The 14,840-nt window shown below is 45.3% G+C and carries 21 protein-coding genes; 16 read left to right on the top strand and 5 right to left on the bottom strand.

The features are described 5' to 3' along the window. The first annotated feature begins 105 nt into the window (after positions 1 to 105). Both BP688_RS03450 and BP688_RS03445 read left to right on the top strand, forming a co-directional pair. Positions 106 to 351, top strand: coding sequence for a hypothetical protein (locus BP688_RS03450; RefSeq protein ID WP_290623344.1), 246 nt, complete (start codon positions 106 to 108; stop codon positions 349 to 351). Next, a complete protein-coding gene (locus BP688_RS03445; protein ID WP_290597865.1) occupies positions 351 to 731 on the top strand; it encodes a toxin-antitoxin system TumE family protein in 381 nt (126 codons plus the stop codon). The genes BP688_RS03450 and BP688_RS03445 overlap by 1 nt, the downstream gene beginning before the upstream one ends. A gap of 478 nt (positions 732 to 1,209) precedes the next feature. Here BP688_RS03445 and BP688_RS03440 read toward each other — a convergent pair whose 3' ends face one another. Beyond that, complete coding sequence (locus BP688_RS03440; RefSeq protein ID WP_290597864.1) at positions 1,210 to 1,332, bottom strand: hypothetical protein; 123 nt, start codon at positions 1,330 to 1,332, stop codon at positions 1,210 to 1,212. Positions 1,333 to 1,378: 46 nt separating this feature from the next. On the opposite strand from BP688_RS03440, the gene BP688_RS03435 reads away from it, so the two are divergent. Both BP688_RS03435 and BP688_RS03430 read left to right on the top strand, forming a co-directional pair. Then, positions 1,379 to 2,875 (top strand): ArnT family glycosyltransferase, encoded by a 1,497-nt coding sequence (locus BP688_RS03435; protein ID WP_290597863.1) that lies wholly within the window; start codon positions 1,379 to 1,381, stop codon positions 2,873 to 2,875. A 193-nt stretch (positions 2,876 to 3,068) separates the two neighbouring features. Further along, on the top strand, positions 3,069 to 4,409 hold the full coding sequence (locus tag BP688_RS03430; RefSeq protein WP_290597862.1) for a mannose-1-phosphate guanylyltransferase/mannose-6-phosphate isomerase: 1,341 nt from the start codon (positions 3,069 to 3,071) through the stop codon (positions 4,407 to 4,409). Positions 4,410 to 4,458: 49 nt separating this feature from the next. Here the strand turns inward: BP688_RS03430 and BP688_RS03425 are convergent, their stop codons facing one another. Genes BP688_RS03425 through BP688_RS03410 form a run of 4 tightly spaced genes read right to left on the bottom strand, consistent with a single transcriptional unit; the run spans position 4,459 to position 8,528 of the window. Beyond that, on the bottom strand, positions 4,459 to 5,169 hold the full coding sequence (locus BP688_RS03425) for a formylmethanofuran dehydrogenase subunit C (RefSeq protein ID WP_290597861.1): 711 nt from the start codon (positions 5,167 to 5,169) through the stop codon (positions 4,459 to 4,461). Between the two features lie 7 nt (positions 5,170 to 5,176). After that, on the bottom strand, positions 5,177 to 6,856 hold the full coding sequence (locus BP688_RS03420; protein WP_349677352.1) for a formylmethanofuran dehydrogenase subunit A: 1,680 nt from the start codon (positions 6,854 to 6,856) through the stop codon (positions 5,177 to 5,179). Positions 6,857 to 6,870: 14 nt separating this feature from the next. After that, on the bottom strand, positions 6,871 to 8,136 hold the full coding sequence (locus BP688_RS03415; RefSeq protein WP_290597859.1) for a formylmethanofuran dehydrogenase subunit B: 1,266 nt from the start codon (positions 8,134 to 8,136) through the stop codon (positions 6,871 to 6,873). After that, entirely contained in the window at positions 8,136 to 8,528 is a 393-nt protein-coding gene (locus BP688_RS03410; protein ID WP_290597858.1) for a molybdopterin dinucleotide binding domain-containing protein, read from the bottom strand. The genes BP688_RS03415 and BP688_RS03410 overlap by 1 nt, the downstream gene beginning before the upstream one ends. Positions 8,529 to 8,660: 132 nt before the next feature. Here BP688_RS03410 and BP688_RS03405 point away from each other — a divergent pair, with 132 nt between their 5' ends. Genes BP688_RS03405 through rpl14p form a run of 12 tightly spaced genes read left to right on the top strand, consistent with a single transcriptional unit; the run spans position 8,661 to position 14,832 of the window. Beyond that, complete coding sequence (locus tag BP688_RS03405; RefSeq protein WP_290597857.1) at positions 8,661 to 9,431, top strand: putative RNA uridine N3 methyltransferase; 771 nt, start codon at positions 8,661 to 8,663, stop codon at positions 9,429 to 9,431. Beyond that, a complete protein-coding gene (rpl3p, locus tag BP688_RS03400; protein WP_290597856.1) occupies positions 9,428 to 10,423 on the top strand; it encodes a 50S ribosomal protein L3 in 996 nt (331 codons plus the stop codon). Before BP688_RS03405 ends, rpl3p begins: the two co-directional genes overlap by 4 nt. A 2-nt stretch (positions 10,424 to 10,425) precedes the next feature. After that, on the top strand, positions 10,426 to 11,184 hold the full coding sequence (gene rpl4p, locus BP688_RS03395) for a 50S ribosomal protein L4 (protein ID WP_290597855.1): 759 nt from the start codon (positions 10,426 to 10,428) through the stop codon (positions 11,182 to 11,184). Next, positions 11,178 to 11,423, top strand: a complete 246-nt coding sequence (locus BP688_RS03390; protein ID WP_290597854.1) for a 50S ribosomal protein L23 — start codon at positions 11,178 to 11,180, stop codon at positions 11,421 to 11,423. Before rpl4p ends, BP688_RS03390 begins: the two co-directional genes overlap by 7 nt. Before the next feature lie 11 nt (positions 11,424 to 11,434). Further along, positions 11,435 to 12,148 (top strand): 50S ribosomal protein L2, encoded by a 714-nt coding sequence (locus BP688_RS03385; RefSeq protein WP_290597853.1) that lies wholly within the window; start codon positions 11,435 to 11,437, stop codon positions 12,146 to 12,148. Between the two features lie 4 nt (positions 12,149 to 12,152). Continuing rightward, positions 12,153 to 12,554 (top strand): 30S ribosomal protein S19, encoded by a 402-nt coding sequence (rpsS, locus tag BP688_RS03380; protein ID WP_290597852.1) that lies wholly within the window; start codon positions 12,153 to 12,155, stop codon positions 12,552 to 12,554. 5 nt (positions 12,555 to 12,559) lie between these two features. Next, positions 12,560 to 13,021: a 50S ribosomal protein L22 gene (rplV, locus tag BP688_RS03375; protein ID WP_290597851.1), complete on the top strand. Its 462-nt coding sequence runs from the start codon at positions 12,560 to 12,562 to the stop codon at positions 13,019 to 13,021. Next, positions 13,021 to 13,710, top strand: coding sequence for a 30S ribosomal protein S3 (locus BP688_RS03370; RefSeq protein ID WP_290597850.1), 690 nt, complete (start codon positions 13,021 to 13,023; stop codon positions 13,708 to 13,710). The genes rplV and BP688_RS03370 overlap by 1 nt, the downstream gene beginning before the upstream one ends. After that, complete coding sequence (gene rpmC / locus BP688_RS03365) at positions 13,646 to 13,837, top strand: 50S ribosomal protein L29 (RefSeq protein ID WP_290597849.1); 192 nt, start codon at positions 13,646 to 13,648, stop codon at positions 13,835 to 13,837. Before BP688_RS03370 ends, rpmC begins: the two co-directional genes overlap by 65 nt. Continuing rightward, complete coding sequence (gene rnp1, locus BP688_RS03360) at positions 13,813 to 14,121, top strand: ribonuclease P component 1 (RefSeq protein ID WP_290597848.1); 309 nt, start codon at positions 13,813 to 13,815, stop codon at positions 14,119 to 14,121. Before rpmC ends, rnp1 begins: the two co-directional genes overlap by 25 nt. Further along, entirely contained in the window at positions 14,118 to 14,453 is a 336-nt protein-coding gene (locus BP688_RS03355) for a 30S ribosomal protein S17 (RefSeq protein WP_290597847.1), read from the top strand. Before rnp1 ends, BP688_RS03355 begins: the two co-directional genes overlap by 4 nt. Further along, the gene (rpl14p, locus tag BP688_RS03350; protein WP_290597846.1) at positions 14,434 to 14,832 is read left to right on the top strand and encodes a 50S ribosomal protein L14; all 399 of its coding nucleotides are present in this window, start codon (positions 14,434 to 14,436) and stop codon (positions 14,830 to 14,832) included. Before BP688_RS03355 ends, rpl14p begins: the two co-directional genes overlap by 20 nt. Positions 14,833 to 14,840: the final 8 nt, after the last annotated feature.

Below are 14,840 nucleotides of genomic sequence, written 5' to 3'. Positions count from 1 at the left end.
CAAATTTTTTGGGACTATACAAGTCTGTAAACCGAATGAAAATGTCAATTTGAAAGCCAGATTTGTTCGGGAAACATTTAATACCAAATCTGACAAGAATAAAACATGGCAGCTTTGGAGAGCGAATGGATACCCGTAATCATCACGAAGGAGATAATAGAGCAAAAAAAGGAGCTGAAAAAAATCCTTCTGAAATACGGCGTAAGAGACCCTGAAGAGATAGAGAAAAAAATTGAAAAGGGTGAATTGCCGGAACATCCAGCCTATGAAGATTTTCTTTCTGCTCTGGCTTTAAAAAATAACATAAATGAGATGAAAAAACTGGTCGGGAAGCTTATTGAGGAGATCTGATGTTTCTGAGGTATCTAACTTTCCTTAAGATAACTAAGGATGAATTTTCCGATATAGTGGTGGATGTTGAACTTCATCCAGACAGAGTAAGACTAAGACTAATAGACGGCTCATGGATAGACGTCAGGTATCCTGTTGAGGATAAGTTCTCGTTTCACTGGCAGAGGGGTAGGAAGATATACAGAATCGACACAGCACCACATCACAGAAATATAGAAACATATCCGAGACACATCCACTTAGGTTCGGAAAATAATATTGTTGGGGACAATGTAACGGAAGGGAGTAAATCACCGGAGGAAAATTTCAGAAGATTCATGTTGTGGGTAAGAAATATCCTCAAGAATGATGATTTAAACTATCCCGACAAAGTTTTTTAGAGAGCCTGAATATTGTCACAACTGCATTAGATCGTACTATCTTTAAGGCCAATATTCGGCATGCAAATCTGCTAAACGGCAGACTATGTAGGAGTCTATCGAAACATACCTTGACGGAGTGAAGATTACTGAAATCTTGGTTGAGAAAGCTCAAATGCTGGTGCTGGCTAAACTATAGGAAGTCTCCTCTGAGAGAACTCTAACCTCTTGAAGTGTCTAACGTTATTCGTTTGTTAAGTTGTTTGAAAGAGCTGTTGCTGCAATTAAAAGGTCGAAATCGCCGATAGCTTTTCCTCTTTTTATGGTCTTAATTTTCCGGAGATATTACACAAGATATTACACAAAAACAAGTTTTAGAAATTATTTTATGGAGAATTAACCCCAAGCTTATTTGAATGAGAATTGAGGAAGTAACAACAACTTCTTTGATTGTCTTCCTTTGTTTTATGAATTTATTCTTTGCTTTCTCTTTGTACTTTCAAGCTCCGGCTATAGTCCTTTTATCTTTCCCATTAACAGCACTATTTACACTTAGACTATCAAAACCGGAAATTGACTCATCCAGCAAGATTCTTTTTGCCATATTTTCTATATTTTTCATCCTCTCCCTTCTCAGACACGCAGATCTCAGACTTCCAGATGAATACATGTATTTTTACAAGGCTGAAGATTTAATTTCTGGCAATTTGATGAACTATTACGCCCAGAATCGTTACTTTCTGCATTTTACCTATGCGTCCCTGTTATCTCTCTTACAGCTAAATTTCAAAAATGTGGAGCTAATTTCTGCCTTTTTTGCATATGCAACGATATTTCCGCTATATCTGCTTGGTAGAGATCTTTTTGATGACAAAACTGGTTTAATTGCCGCCCTGCTATATTCTTTCAACCCATCAGTAATTTTCTACTCCATAAGATTCCTCCCCGTAAACCTCTCCCTCTTCCTCCTTACGTCTTTCATGCTGTTTTTCGTGAAATGGATTGAAAGGGGAAACAGATTTTACTTGGCGTTGATGATAATAACTTTAACTGCCGCCTCTCTCGTCAAACTTCATGGTATCGTCTTTGCGGCAATTGCAACTTTATTTACTTTGATGAATTCAAATAAAAAACAGAAGGTTATCTTCTTGTCAATCTTCGTAACCCTCTTCGCATCTACACTAATCTTCACAGATTTGCTTAGGATTATTTTGTGGAAACTCAGCAAACTTTTAACTCTAAGTATCGTTGATGCCGGGTATTCGGCCTACATAACCTATTTTGCACCTGATTACTATACTCTCCCATTTGTTGTTGCTTTCTTTTCTGGCATATCAGCTTTAAAAGACAGCAAAAAGCTCTTATTCTTGGTAACCCCGATTATATTGTATGTTGTTATCTTCACTGTCGGTCCGGGTCTTGGCATCCGCCATTTCCTACCAGTTTTACCGTACATGGCACTCTTAGCTGCATACGGGATTTTAAGAAGGCCCGATGCAAGACTACTCATCCTCACGCTATTACTGTATCTTTCAACTCTCGGAGTTATGTTCATCGCAGCACCAAAAATCCCTCATCTCGTTTACATTATCCCAGACGTGCCACTGTCAATTAGAATTTTCACGTTCTCCCTTGCAGCACTTGTTTTACTATGCCTCATTAAAGGAAGAAGTCCGCAAAAGGTTGTTTTGATTATAATCGTTGCCTGTGTCGCAAATACGGTGTACTTCATTGGCTTCCAGTCAGCATACCCCGACCATTCGGAGGCAGGACTGGAGGAGGCAGGGAAGTGGTTCGATGAGAACACCCCTGAAAATGCTGTAATTCAGTCTACTACCGGTGAAACAAAATATTGGTTGGAAATTCACTCTAAAGCCCATCCTAATGAAAAATATCCTAAATCAACGTATCTGGATTGCTATACCTCAAGAAAAACAGTAGCTGTTCCAGATAGTGAGGAAGAGCTTTTGAGAAGAATTGAAAAAGGTGAAATTGATTACGTTGTGGTCTTCTCACATCCCGTGCTCACAGAAAATGTCGAGGCTTTGAAGTATCGGTTTGTGAGGAAATACCTCCATTCGCCACCAAATGGAACAATAGAGGTTTACAGATGGTACAATTCAAAAGGAGGGGTTGGTTTTGTAATTTACGGGAAAAGGATTTGAAAAGTATTGAAACGTCTTTTGGAGGTTGGGGAGCAGTTTAAACGATGAAAGCACAAAATTTGCTACGAAGTAGCAAAAGTCAAAAACGATTGAAATGGGTGACTTGATGGGTAGATGGTGAAAATTTACTCAAAGGGGCACATCAAATCCAAAAGACGCAAATTATTTATCAACCCTTGTAAAATTTTACCCAGTGAAGATAGTCATCCTCGCAGGAGGGAGTGGAACGAGACTTTTCCCGCTGAGCAGAGAGGAGATGCCAAAGCAGTTCATAAAGATTTTCGATAACAGGTCCTTATTCCAGAGCACCGTCAGAAGAGCTTTGCTCTTATCTGAGCCGGAAGACATCTACATTGTTGCAAATGAGAAGCATAAGTTTCGCATCCTCGACCAGCTGGCTGAAATGGGGGTAGAGATACCGAACATTCTGCTTGAATCCATTGCAAAGAACACACTCCCAGCAGTCATTTATGCTCTGAGAGAAATTGGAGAAGATTCGAAGGTGGCAGTAATGCCGGCAGACCACATGATAGATGCCAACGAAGAATTCACTAAAGCCTTCAAAAAAGCAGAAAAACTTGCAGACAGCTATATTGTCACCTTCGGTGTTAAACCACTCAATCCCCACACTGGCTACGGCTACATAAAGCCAGGAAAGAGATTAGGTGACGGATTTCTGGTTGATAAATTCATAGAGAAGCCCGACAGGAAGACAGCTGAAAAATTAATCCTTGAGGGCTGCTTCTGGAACAGCGGAATCTTCGTTTTCTCCAGAAACTTATTTCTGGAAGAGTGCAGGCGGCATGCATCGGAAGTACTAAGGTTGTTAAATCAAACCACCGAGTATGAGACCTTACCGGAAGTCTCGATCGACAAAGGTGTTATGGAAAAAACGGATAAGGCTGCAGTAATCCCACTTAACACGTTCTGGAGCGATGTGGGAAGCTTTGATGCAGTCTACGATCTCTATAAAAAAGATGACAATGGAAATGCCATTTCTGGTGAAGTCATTGTCATTGACTCCGAGAACAATCTCGCCATCTCTGAGAGGTTACTGTCCCTCGTTGGAGTTAAAGACCTCGTGGTAGTGGACACTGGAGATGCCGTACTCGTATCTTCAAAAAAGGATTCTCAGAAAATAAGGGATGTCGTTGAAACACTGAAAGAGAGAGGAGATAAGAGGGTGGAGGTGCACAGGACAGCCTACAGACCTTGGGGGTCTTATACAGTTCTTGAAGAAGGTGATTTTTACAGAATAAAGAGACTTACCGTTTTACCAAAAAAGAGGCTCAGTTTACAGAGACACTATCATAGAAGCGAGCACTGGGTAGTGGTTAAAGGGACAGCGAAGGTTGTTGTTAATGGCAGGGAAATATTGCTGAGAAACGGTGAGAGCACATTCATAAGAGCTGGAGATATACACAGACTGGAGAACCCCGGTATGATACCTTTGGAAGTTATTGAAGTTCAGATTGGAGAGTTCATTGATGAGGATGACATAGAGAGACTTGAAGACGACTTTGAAAGGTTTTAAGTTCAGGTCTACATTCCACTTTTTTACCAGTAAAATAATAAAAATAAAGTTAAAGCTTCCTCACAATCCCCTCTCCTTTCACATTCACATCGCCAACCCATGTGCCCTCCTGCATCACAAAGGTGGGGACAAGCTCAAATTCACCGCCAATCTTTATCTCTCCTGCCTTCATATCTCCTCCCACAAAACCGCATGAGCCATGTATAATTATCGTTCCACCCTTCATCTCAGTGCCGATGAAATCTCCAGCATTTCCTTTTATCTCAATTTCTCCTCCCGACATCTTTTCTCCGATGTAATTGCCAGCATTGCCCTCAATGACTATCTTCCCACCGCTCATACCTGTAGCGTTGCCGTAATAAGCGCAGCCGATCAGGTTCCCGGCGTTACCCTTCACTACTATCTCTCCATCCCTCATCTCTGCCCCAAGCCAGTCGTCCGCGTTACCCTCTATTGTTATCTTCCCACCAGCCATATAGGCTCCGCAGTTCGCCCCTACGTTGCCCTTGACGACTATTTCACCATCACTCATCCTGCATCCAATCCATTTGACCCTGCTGAAGTCGCCATCAAGCACGAGCTTCTTGTCGTCCCCCTCTTTCGTTACTTCAAAGAGCTCTCCCAGCTCAACTCTATCTTTGCCATAGTAAACTTTGAACCTCTTGATTTCCTCCACATTCTTCTCTGCCAGATCAGGTGTAATCTCAGCTTCGACCGTCACAACAAACTCCGTCTTGGGCTTTATGATGATCAACCTCATCACCCCCTCAGATTACTATCCTCTCTGGTTTCTTCAACCATCTCTCTTCGACACCGTAGTTCTGCAATTCTACGGTGTAGTACTTGCTGAAGAACTCGTTTAAATCATCCTTGATCGCCTCCATGTCTGCCTTGCCTCTTGCATCCACCCAGTATGTCTTGCCCCAGTACTCATCAACCATCTCTCCATCCTTAACGAGTATGTTTCCATCTTTTATTGTGTACACGGCAGTCTTGAAGGCTTTGTAGATTTTCTCGAAGTCGTTTGAAGTATCAACCTCAAGAGGGTTGAGGTCGTAGATGGCTATATCCGCATCTGCCCCAACTCCGAGATGTCCTTTGTTTGGCAGTCCAAGAACTCTTGCTGGCAGCGACCTCGTCATGTGTATAACCTCCTCAAGACTCTTCTCTACATCAATTGCTGGCAGGTTTGAGGCCTTCTGCACGAATGGACTTACTCTCTCAAGCTCTCCTTCTCTCATCTTCTTGCTCATCAACATGGCCATGATGTAGGGGTACTCTGTGAAGGGTCCCCCATTTGGATAATCTGTAGTGAGAACCACCTTGTCGCTATCAGTAAGTAAACCAAGCTCTAAGCCAATTGCCCACTGCAACGCGTGAACGGGATTCTTTGGCAGATAGGCGATTGGAACAATACCAGCACCACCTTCAATCTCGCTGTCCTTGTTGCTCCATCTCGAACCTGTAAGCCTGTGAAGGGTGAACTGGAAGGGGGCATCACCGGTCATTGCAGTGGCATGGCCAAAAATCGGCTGTCCCATGTCAATCGTGACGTTGTCCATCGCATTTACAGTCTTTGCAATCGCCTCAGCACCGCTTGCAACAGTTCTCCAGCTGTCTCCAGCGTAGGCGTTGAACTGCACATGCGTTACATGCAAAACCTGTCTGCTGTCGTTTTTGATGCCATCCACCAGCTTTATGCTCTCTACAGTCGTCTCGTAGTTACCCGGAACTCCCAGTCTGTTGCAGTGCAGGTGGACTGAGTGGTTGAGCTGTAGTTCTTCAGTTGCCTTAACAAGAGACGTTATTATCTCCCTTGGGGTGACATTAAAGCCCGGAACCTGATCATCAAGGCTGCTCACATTTCCACCATACATCCAGGCTTCAACACCACCCGGATTCACGACCTTTACTCCAAATCCCTTGGTTCTTTCGATCGCCCAGGCGATGAAGGCCTTTAGCTTTTCCATGTCCTTCTCAGCAACGTATTTTAGCACAAAATGCCAGTTTCCAAATACTGGCAGAGCAGCCTTATCAACCATCGGAATGGAGTCAAGCTCCTCATGAGTATGGAGGGCGCCAATTGGTGGCTGTGCAGCCTCGAATGCAGAAGTGTATCCCATCTTTGCATACTCATAACCGATTGCAGGAGAGGTAAGCAGAACTCTTCCAACTGCAGTCCTAAATTTATTGGCAATTAGTCTAACAACCCTCATTTCTTCAGGGCGCATAGTTCTGCCCGTGTTTATTTTACTGCCCGCAATATGTGCATGCATGTCTACTCCGCCAGCTACCACCAGCTTGTTTGACGCGTCAATAACCTTGGCCTCATTCTTGCTTATCTCGCCCTCTTCCACAATTTTGCCGTCCTTCACGAAAATGTCCATTTTCTCGGCTTTTACTCCATTTTTGGGATCAATAACAATTCCGTTCTTAATATGCAACATGTGATGCATCACAATCACCTCTTGAGCTCTTCAACCTTCTCAAGCAGCCTCTCCAGAATCTGTTCGTCGCTCCAGTATTTGCTCTCGACGACTTTCTTAACTCTCAGCGGTATTCCGTCCATTCTGTACGCTGTACCCTCTGCTTCAATTCCGGCAATTGCTGAAGGAATCACGACGTTCGCAACCAGAGTGGTCATGTTGGGGAATGGGTCAATCTGAATTACTGGAATCTCCTTCAGGTGCTTCACTGCTGCTCTTGGAAAGTGTGCTACTGGATCGGAGGAAATAATAAGCGCAGCATCACAGTCCCTCCTCTTTAGAACCTCAACAGCAGAGAATTCAGCGGGTGAAAATCTCGGATATCCTCTGCTGAAGTCTATAGCATATTGGTATCCAACTTCCCATGCCGGAACCTCTCCCGCTCCCACAACATTGTAATGACCTCTCATCGGCCAGATAACCCACCTCGTATGGCGGTTGAGGAGCTGGATCAGCTTTACCGCATTTTCGATGTTCCTGTCTCTGCCCCTTGATTGTGTGACTCCAAGACCGTAGAGAACTGCTCCGTATTTGGCATTCTTCATAGTTTCGGCAAGCTCAATCAACTTCTCTTTGCTCACTCCTCCAACCTCATCTGGCACGGCATCTGCATTACCCGATATTATGGCTCTCAAAGCCGAGATGATCGGGTAATCGTAACCGGGTTTGATCTGGATGAACTCATCTGCAAGCTTGGCAGTCTTTGTCGGCCTGACATCAACAACAATAACTTTCCTCTGTTTTCTGTCCTTAATCAACAACCCTTTGGCAGAGATTGAGTACCTCATTCCGTGTCTTGGATGGGCCTCCATTGGGTTTGCTCCCCAGAAAACGACGACATCAGCTCTGTTCTTTATAGCTCCAAGAGTACCTCCGGGTAACCCCTCTTCAATAACAGCCAGCGTACCGGGGGCATGGCAGACACTGGCACATTGGTCGTAGACTCCTCCAACTTTCTCGGTCAGAATAACTCCTAACCTGATTGCCTCATTCACAGTCGAGGCCCAACCGTAGAGTAAGGGCTTTTTAGCATTGACGAGGATTTCTGCAGCTTTCTCAATAGCTTCTTCGTAGCTTACTTCCTTTCCGTCAACCATTGGAGCCTTTATGCGCTCCTTCTCCGAGAACTTGCTGCTTCCAAGCTTGCAGAGCTTTTTTGATTTGAACTTCTCGGTATCAAACTGACCGTCATCACACACGCTACCGCAAAAAGTACATACAACATTAACAGTTTCCGCCATTATATCGCCTCCAAGAGTTCTTTAACACTCAAAACATTCTCATCCGTTTTCTCTACAGTCCCTTTTACACCCTTGAACTGGGGCATTCCTGTTCCGTCCGTGGAGGGGTCAGTGACCATGTTGGCATAGGGTCCCATTGGGATAAATATGACTCCCTTCGGCACTTCTCCTTTTTTCGCAAAAACAACTACTTCACCAAATTCTGTTTTTACCTTTACTCTGTCTCCTTCTTGCAGTCCAAGGGATGCAAAGTCCTCTTCGTTGATTTCCGCGTAGTTAACGGCATTGAAATATTCTTCTGTTAGTTTTTCCTCGACAGTCGCCCCTTGATTAAGGGTCCTTCCAGTGATAACTTCAACTTCCAGCATACCATCACCAAAAGTTTTTGTCATCAGTCTTACGGCTACTATTTAACTATTCTCCTTTTGTTTCTCTCCAAAACATAACATTTAATCCATAGGAATTTTTCTCGCGTCACGTAGGCATCATGTAAGTTATATATCCTTTCCAAATAGACAACTTGCATGCTTTCCATAGCAATTCCCTCATCTTCCCTCATCAACGAAAGGGATGAGAAATTAAAGGCCTTCAAGGTTGGATTGATAGCAAGGGCTGCGGCAGTCTTCAGAGTTGATGAGATTATAGTATATCATGATCCTGTTCTTGACGAAACAGATTATATTACTGAGATACTCGAGTATCTCGAAACGCCCCAGTATCTGAGAAAGCAACTCTTCCCACTCAAAAAATCGTTAAAGTATGCAGGTTTGCTGCCACCACTCTCAATTCCGTCCCACAGGTCGAAACATTTAAAAGTCGGTGAAGTCAGGGAGGGTGTTGTAAGACACGTTGCCCCTGACGGGACGCGATGGGTGGATGTTGGAATTGATGCCCTGGCGCCCCTGAAGTGTGATGCCGAAAAGGGCGCCCGCGTGACCGTCAGGATCTGTTCGAAGAATCCGTTGCAGGTAGAAGAGGCGAAGCCCCAGGAGTATTGGGGTTACCGGGTGAAAAGGCTCCGGATGGAGGAGCTAATAAAGAGGAAGAATCTGGTGGTAACCTCACGAAAGTGTGAAGTTCCAAAGCCACCAGTGATAAGACGTGATGTCACGCTCGTGTTTGGAAATCCAGAAGAAGGTGTGTTCGAGATTGCGAAGAGGTTGGGGATAAAGATGGAGGCAGAATGCTGGAATGTAGTACCACTGCAGGGGACAAGGACGGTAAGGTTAGAGGAGGCTATTTTCGCTGCTTTGTCACTTGTTAATTTTGCCGAGTACTGGGGTGGTTTGAGATGAAATATCACAGACCGAGAAGAGGTTCTTTGGCATTTTCTCCGAGAAAGAGGGCAAAGAGTATCATTCCGAGAGTAAGATCGTGGCCGAAATGTGAAGAAGTGAGAATGCAGGGCTTCGCAGGCTACAAGGCAGGGATGACACATGTTGTGATGATTGATGACAAGAAGAACTCTCCGACATATGGGGAGGAAATAGTTGTGCCAGTAACAGTAATCGAGACGCCGCCTATGAAGGTTGCAGCAGTAAGAGTTTACAAGAAAACCCAGTACGGAATGCAGATTGCAGCGGAAGTTTGGAGTGACAATCTGGATGTTTTCTTAGGAAGAAGACTTAATTTGCCGAAGAAAACACCAGATGTTGATAGGCTGAAAATGGCAGTTGAAAACGGAGGTTCGGAGGTTAGGGTTGTAACCTACACTCAACCCTACATGGTCACTGGAGTTCCCAAGAAGGTTCCGGATGTGATGGAGCACAAGATTGGAGGGGATGTTGAAGAAGCCTTGGAGTATGCGATCTCCAAGTTGGGTAATGAAATTACCGTTTCAGAGGTTTTTGAGGAAGGAGCGATAATTGATGTGATATCAATCACCAAGGGCAAGGGTTTTCAGGGACCGGTTAAGAGGTGGGGAGTTATAACGCTTGATGCAAAGCATGCGAGAAGCAGCAAGCACAGAAGAGTTGGAAATCTCGGCCCTTGGAATCCGCATCATGTAAGATGGACTGTTCCACAGGCTGGACAAATGGGCTTCCACCAGAGAACTGAGTACAACAAGAGACTGATAAAGATCGGTGAAAATGGGGAGGAGATAACACCAAAGGGCGGATTTCTGCATTATGGGGTGATAAGAACTCAGTATGTGCTTGTTACAGGCTCAGTTCCTGGGAGTGTTAAGAGACTCGTCAGGATGAGAGATGCGATCAGACCTCCGAAGGCAGAGTTTGATGGGGTCAATATCGTGTATGTAAGCACCGCGTCTAAGCAGGGGAGATGAGTATGAAAGCAAAGGTTTTGAGCTTGAAAGGAGAGGTGACTGAGGAAATAGAGCTTCCTGATGTATTCTACGAAGAATTCAGACCGGATATAATTAAAAAAGCTGTGCTTGCAATCCAATCACACCGCAGGCAGCCATATGGACCAAACCCGCTCAGTGGAATCAACTACGCATGGGAGAACTGGGGACCGGGACACGGATATGCGAGGGTTCCGAGATGGAAACTTGGAAGAAGGGCTGTAGTAGTTCCTCAGGCAGTTGGAGGGAGAAGAGCACACCCACCAAAGCCTGAGAGAAAGTGGGCAGAGAAGATAAACAGGAAAGAGATGAGGAAAGCACTTAGGTCGGCAATCGCTGCAACGGCAAATGAGGAGATCGTGAGGAGCAGGAATCATCTGTTTGAGGGTGAGCTTCCTAAAATCGTTTCTGACGATATAAATTCAGTTAAGAGAACAAAGGAAATTGCAGAGATACTTAAGGCAATAGGAGTTTACGATGATGTAGAGAGGGCAAAGGAGAGAAAGAGATACAGGGCAGGAAAGGGAAAGATGAGGGGTAGAAGGTATGTTGCAAAGAAGAGCATCCTTCTTGTTGTGGATAAAGATGAAGGTGTTTTGAGGGCTGCAAAGAACCTTCCGGGAGTTGATGCGGTTCTTGTTAAAGACCTTAACGTTGAACTCCTCGCTCCCGGATGTCATGCTGGAAGACTGACTGTGTGGACCAAGTCGGCAGTTGAGTATCTGGGTGATTGGTTATGCTGATTAAGTGCTTCCTCGTAACTGAGAAGAGTGTTGCGGAACTTGAAAAGAACATTCTGACTGCTGTAGTGGATGTCAGGGCGAAAAAGAAGGACATACAGAGGGAGATTGAAAGATTGTTCAACGTTGAGGTTGAGAAAGTTAACACGCTCATAACTCCAAGGGGAGAAAAGAAGGCATACATCAAGCTAAAGCCAGATTACTCCGCTGAGGAAGTGCTTTCAAAACTCGGAGTGTTCTGAGGTGATGTGATATGGGTAAAAGAATAATATCCCAGAATAGAGGAAAAGGAACTCCTACTTACACTGCTCCATCTCACAAATACAGAGCGGATGTGAAGCATCTCAGATTTAAAGAAGAAGTTATTGCTGCCAAGATAGTTGACATCCAGCACGATCCTGCAAGAAACGGGCCAGTAGCCCTTGTACAGCTACCGGACGGTAGTAAAGAATACATTCTTGCTGTCGAAGGGCTTGGAACTGGAGATGTAGTTTACGCTGGCGAAAACGTTGAGATAACCTCCGGCAATACCACTTATCTGAGAAACATTCCCGAAGGCACTCCCGTTTGTAACATTGAAGCTCAGCCGGGCGATGGTGGGAAGTTTATAAGGGCGAGCGGGACTTTTGGCTTTATCGTTTCAAGGGAGGAGGATAAAGTTCTGGTTCAGATGCCTTCTGGAAAGCTGAAGTGGTTCCACCCCAACTGCAGAGCGACAATAGGCGTTGTGGCAGGTGGTGGGAGAACAGACAAACCCTTCGTGAAAGCTGGGAAGAAATATTACAAGATGAAGAGCAAGGCTGCAAAGTGGCCTCGCGTTAGAGGTGTGGCGATGAACGCTGTTGATCATCCATTCGGTGGTGGTAAGCATCAGCATGTTGGTAAGCCCAAGACCGTCAGTCGTAACGCTCCTCCGGGCAGGAAGGTTGGAAGTATCGCTGCCCGCAGAACTGGTGTGAGGAGGTGATTGGATGGCGTTAAAGAGTAAGGTTACAAGACCGAGAGAGTTCAGATTTCGCGGTTATACACTCGAAGAACTGCAAAAAATGCCCTTAGATGAACTTGCAAAACTTCTTCCGTCAAGAGAGAGAAGAAAGATTAAAAGGGGATTCACGGAACAGGAAGAAAAATTGCTAAGAAAACTCAGAAAAAAAGGGATGGCGAGGACACACTGCAGAGATATGATAGTCTTGCCAGAAATGGTTGGGAAAGTTGTTTTCGTGCACAACGGAAAGGAGTTTGTTAGAGTGGAGATCAAACCGGAGATGATCGGACACCGCCTCGGAGAGTTTGCCTTGACGAGAAGATTTGAGAAGCATAGTGGGCCTGGTGTTGGAGCTACGAGGAGCAGTAAATACGTTCCGCTGAAGTGATGAATATGGCGAGAGTAAACTACGCCTACAAGCCGGAAGATGAAACGAAAGCCGCCAAGGCAATGGGATACGAAATGCCGATCAGCTTCAAACATGCTGTTGAGATATGCAGGGAAATCAGAGGAAAGAAGGTTGCTGATGCAAGGAGATTTCTGGAGGAAGTTGTAGAGATGAAGAGGCCTGTGCCGTTCAGGAAGCACAAGAAGAAGGTTGCCCATAAGAAGGGGCTGGAGAAGTGGTACGCAGGGAGGTATCCGCAGAAGGCAGCGAAGCATGTCCTGAAGGTTCTAAGAAACCTTGAGGCGAATGCGGAGTATAAAGGGCTTGACGTTGAGAATCTCATTATTGTGCACGCACAGGCTCAGAAGGGGAGAGTTATTCAGAGATACATGCCTCGCGCCTTTGGAAGAGCAACGCCGAGGTTTCAGCAGCTCACTACAGTAGAGCTTGTTGCTGAGGTGAGGTAATGGCGGTAGAAAGAAAATTCGTTCAGGAGAGGTTAAAGAAGCTGATGGTCAAGGAGTGGATTAAGGACGAAGTGAGGAGCGCTGGATTCGGAGGAGTTGACATTCTCAGAACACCGCTCGGAACTCAGGTTACTCTGTTCGTCGAGAGGCCTGGGTTGGTGATAGGAAAGGGAGGAAGAAGAATAAAGGCTCTTACCGAGAAACTAAAGGTCTTCGGGTTGGAGAATCCACAGGTCAGCGTTGACGAGGTGGAGAAGCCAGAGTTCAATGCACAGCTTATGGCTTCACTTCTTGCAAGGGCTCTTGAGAGGGGATGGTATTTCAGAAGAGCAGGTTACAGGTTCCTCTACAGGATAATGGAAGCCGGGGCTAAGGGATGTGAGATTGAGATCAGCGGAAAACTTGTCAGTGAGAGGGCAAGAACAGAGAAGTTTGTTGCTGGCACAATCATCCACACAGGTGACCCTGCAGAGAGCATGGTTCAGAAGGGATTTGATGTTGCCGTCAAAAAACTCGGGGTTCTCGGTGTAAGTGTGAGGATAATTCCCCCAGATGTTACGCTGCCTGATGAGTTCAAGGTTAAAGAAGTTGATGCCGATAAGTTGAGGGGTGAAAGCAGTGAAGATGAAGGAGATAAGGGAGATGAGCAGGGAGGAGAAGTTGAAGAAGCTGAGGGAGTTGGAGCTTGAACTGCTCAAGCTCAGAACGATGGTGCGGAGCGGTGGAGCAGTGGAGAATCCGGGTAGAATAAATCTGATAAGGCGAGATATTGCAAGACTGAAGATGGCACTATGCGAGGAAGGGTACAGGGTGTAGATGTGATTGCGAGGGACTGGATTGGGCTGATGGTGGAGGTAGTCGAGAGTCCGAACGAATATGAGATTGGGTTGAAGGGCGAGGTTGTGGACGAAACTCAGAATACGCTCAGAATAATGACTGAAAAAGGTTTAAAAATCGTGGTGAAGAAAAAAAGAACCTTCAGAGTATGGTATGGGGATAAGATTATGCGTATAAAAGGTGATCTGATATCTTACAGACCTGAGGAGAGGATAAAGAAGGGTTTGGTGATGCTTAAGAGAGCAAAGGGTGTTAGGATATGAGAGATATCGGAATTGACGTAAAACCTCCGGAAAGGGAGTGTAATGATACAAACTGTCCGTTTCACGGCACTCTATCGGTGAGAGGTCAGATATTGCGTGGAAAAGTCGTGAAGGTTTATGGAAAGACTGCTGTGGTTGAAAGGGAGATGATAAAATACGTACCGAAATACGAGAGGTATATGAAGAAGAGGTCAAAGTTTCACGCTCACAATCCGAGGTGCATCAGGGCAAGGCCGGGGGACATTGTAACGCTGGGAGAATGCAGGCCGATAAGCAAAACGAAGAGCTTTGTGATACTGGAGGTGATAGGCAGTGAAGGCGGTAAGAGCTAACATCCCACGTGCATTGCCGACTGGTGCGAGACTCATCTGTGCCGATAATACTGGAGCAAGAGAGCTTGAAATAATCGCCGTAAAGGGATACAAGGGTGTCAGGAGAAGATATCCAGCAGCAGGTGTTGGTGACATTGTGGTAGTGACTGTGAAGAAAGGCACACCTGAAATAAGGAAACAGGTGCACTATGCGGTCATCGTAAGGCAGAGGAAAGAGTATCGCCGACCTGATGGTACAAGGGTCAAGTTTGAAGACAATGCGGCGGTCATAACCAACGAGAGGGGGGAGCCAAGAGGGTCGGAGATCAGAGGGGCTGTGGCAAGAGAAGCTGCTGAGAGATTTGCGAAAATAGGAACCATAGCTTCTGTAATAGTATGAGGTGATAA

The sequence above is a fragment of the Archaeoglobus sp. UBA230 genome, assembly GCA_002507545.1.
In the GTDB taxonomy this organism is placed as follows: Archaea; Halobacteriota; Archaeoglobi; order Archaeoglobales; family Archaeoglobaceae; genus Archaeoglobus.
Note: the sequence above shows the minus strand (reverse complement) of the source record. Positions and strands in the feature narration are given on the sequence as shown.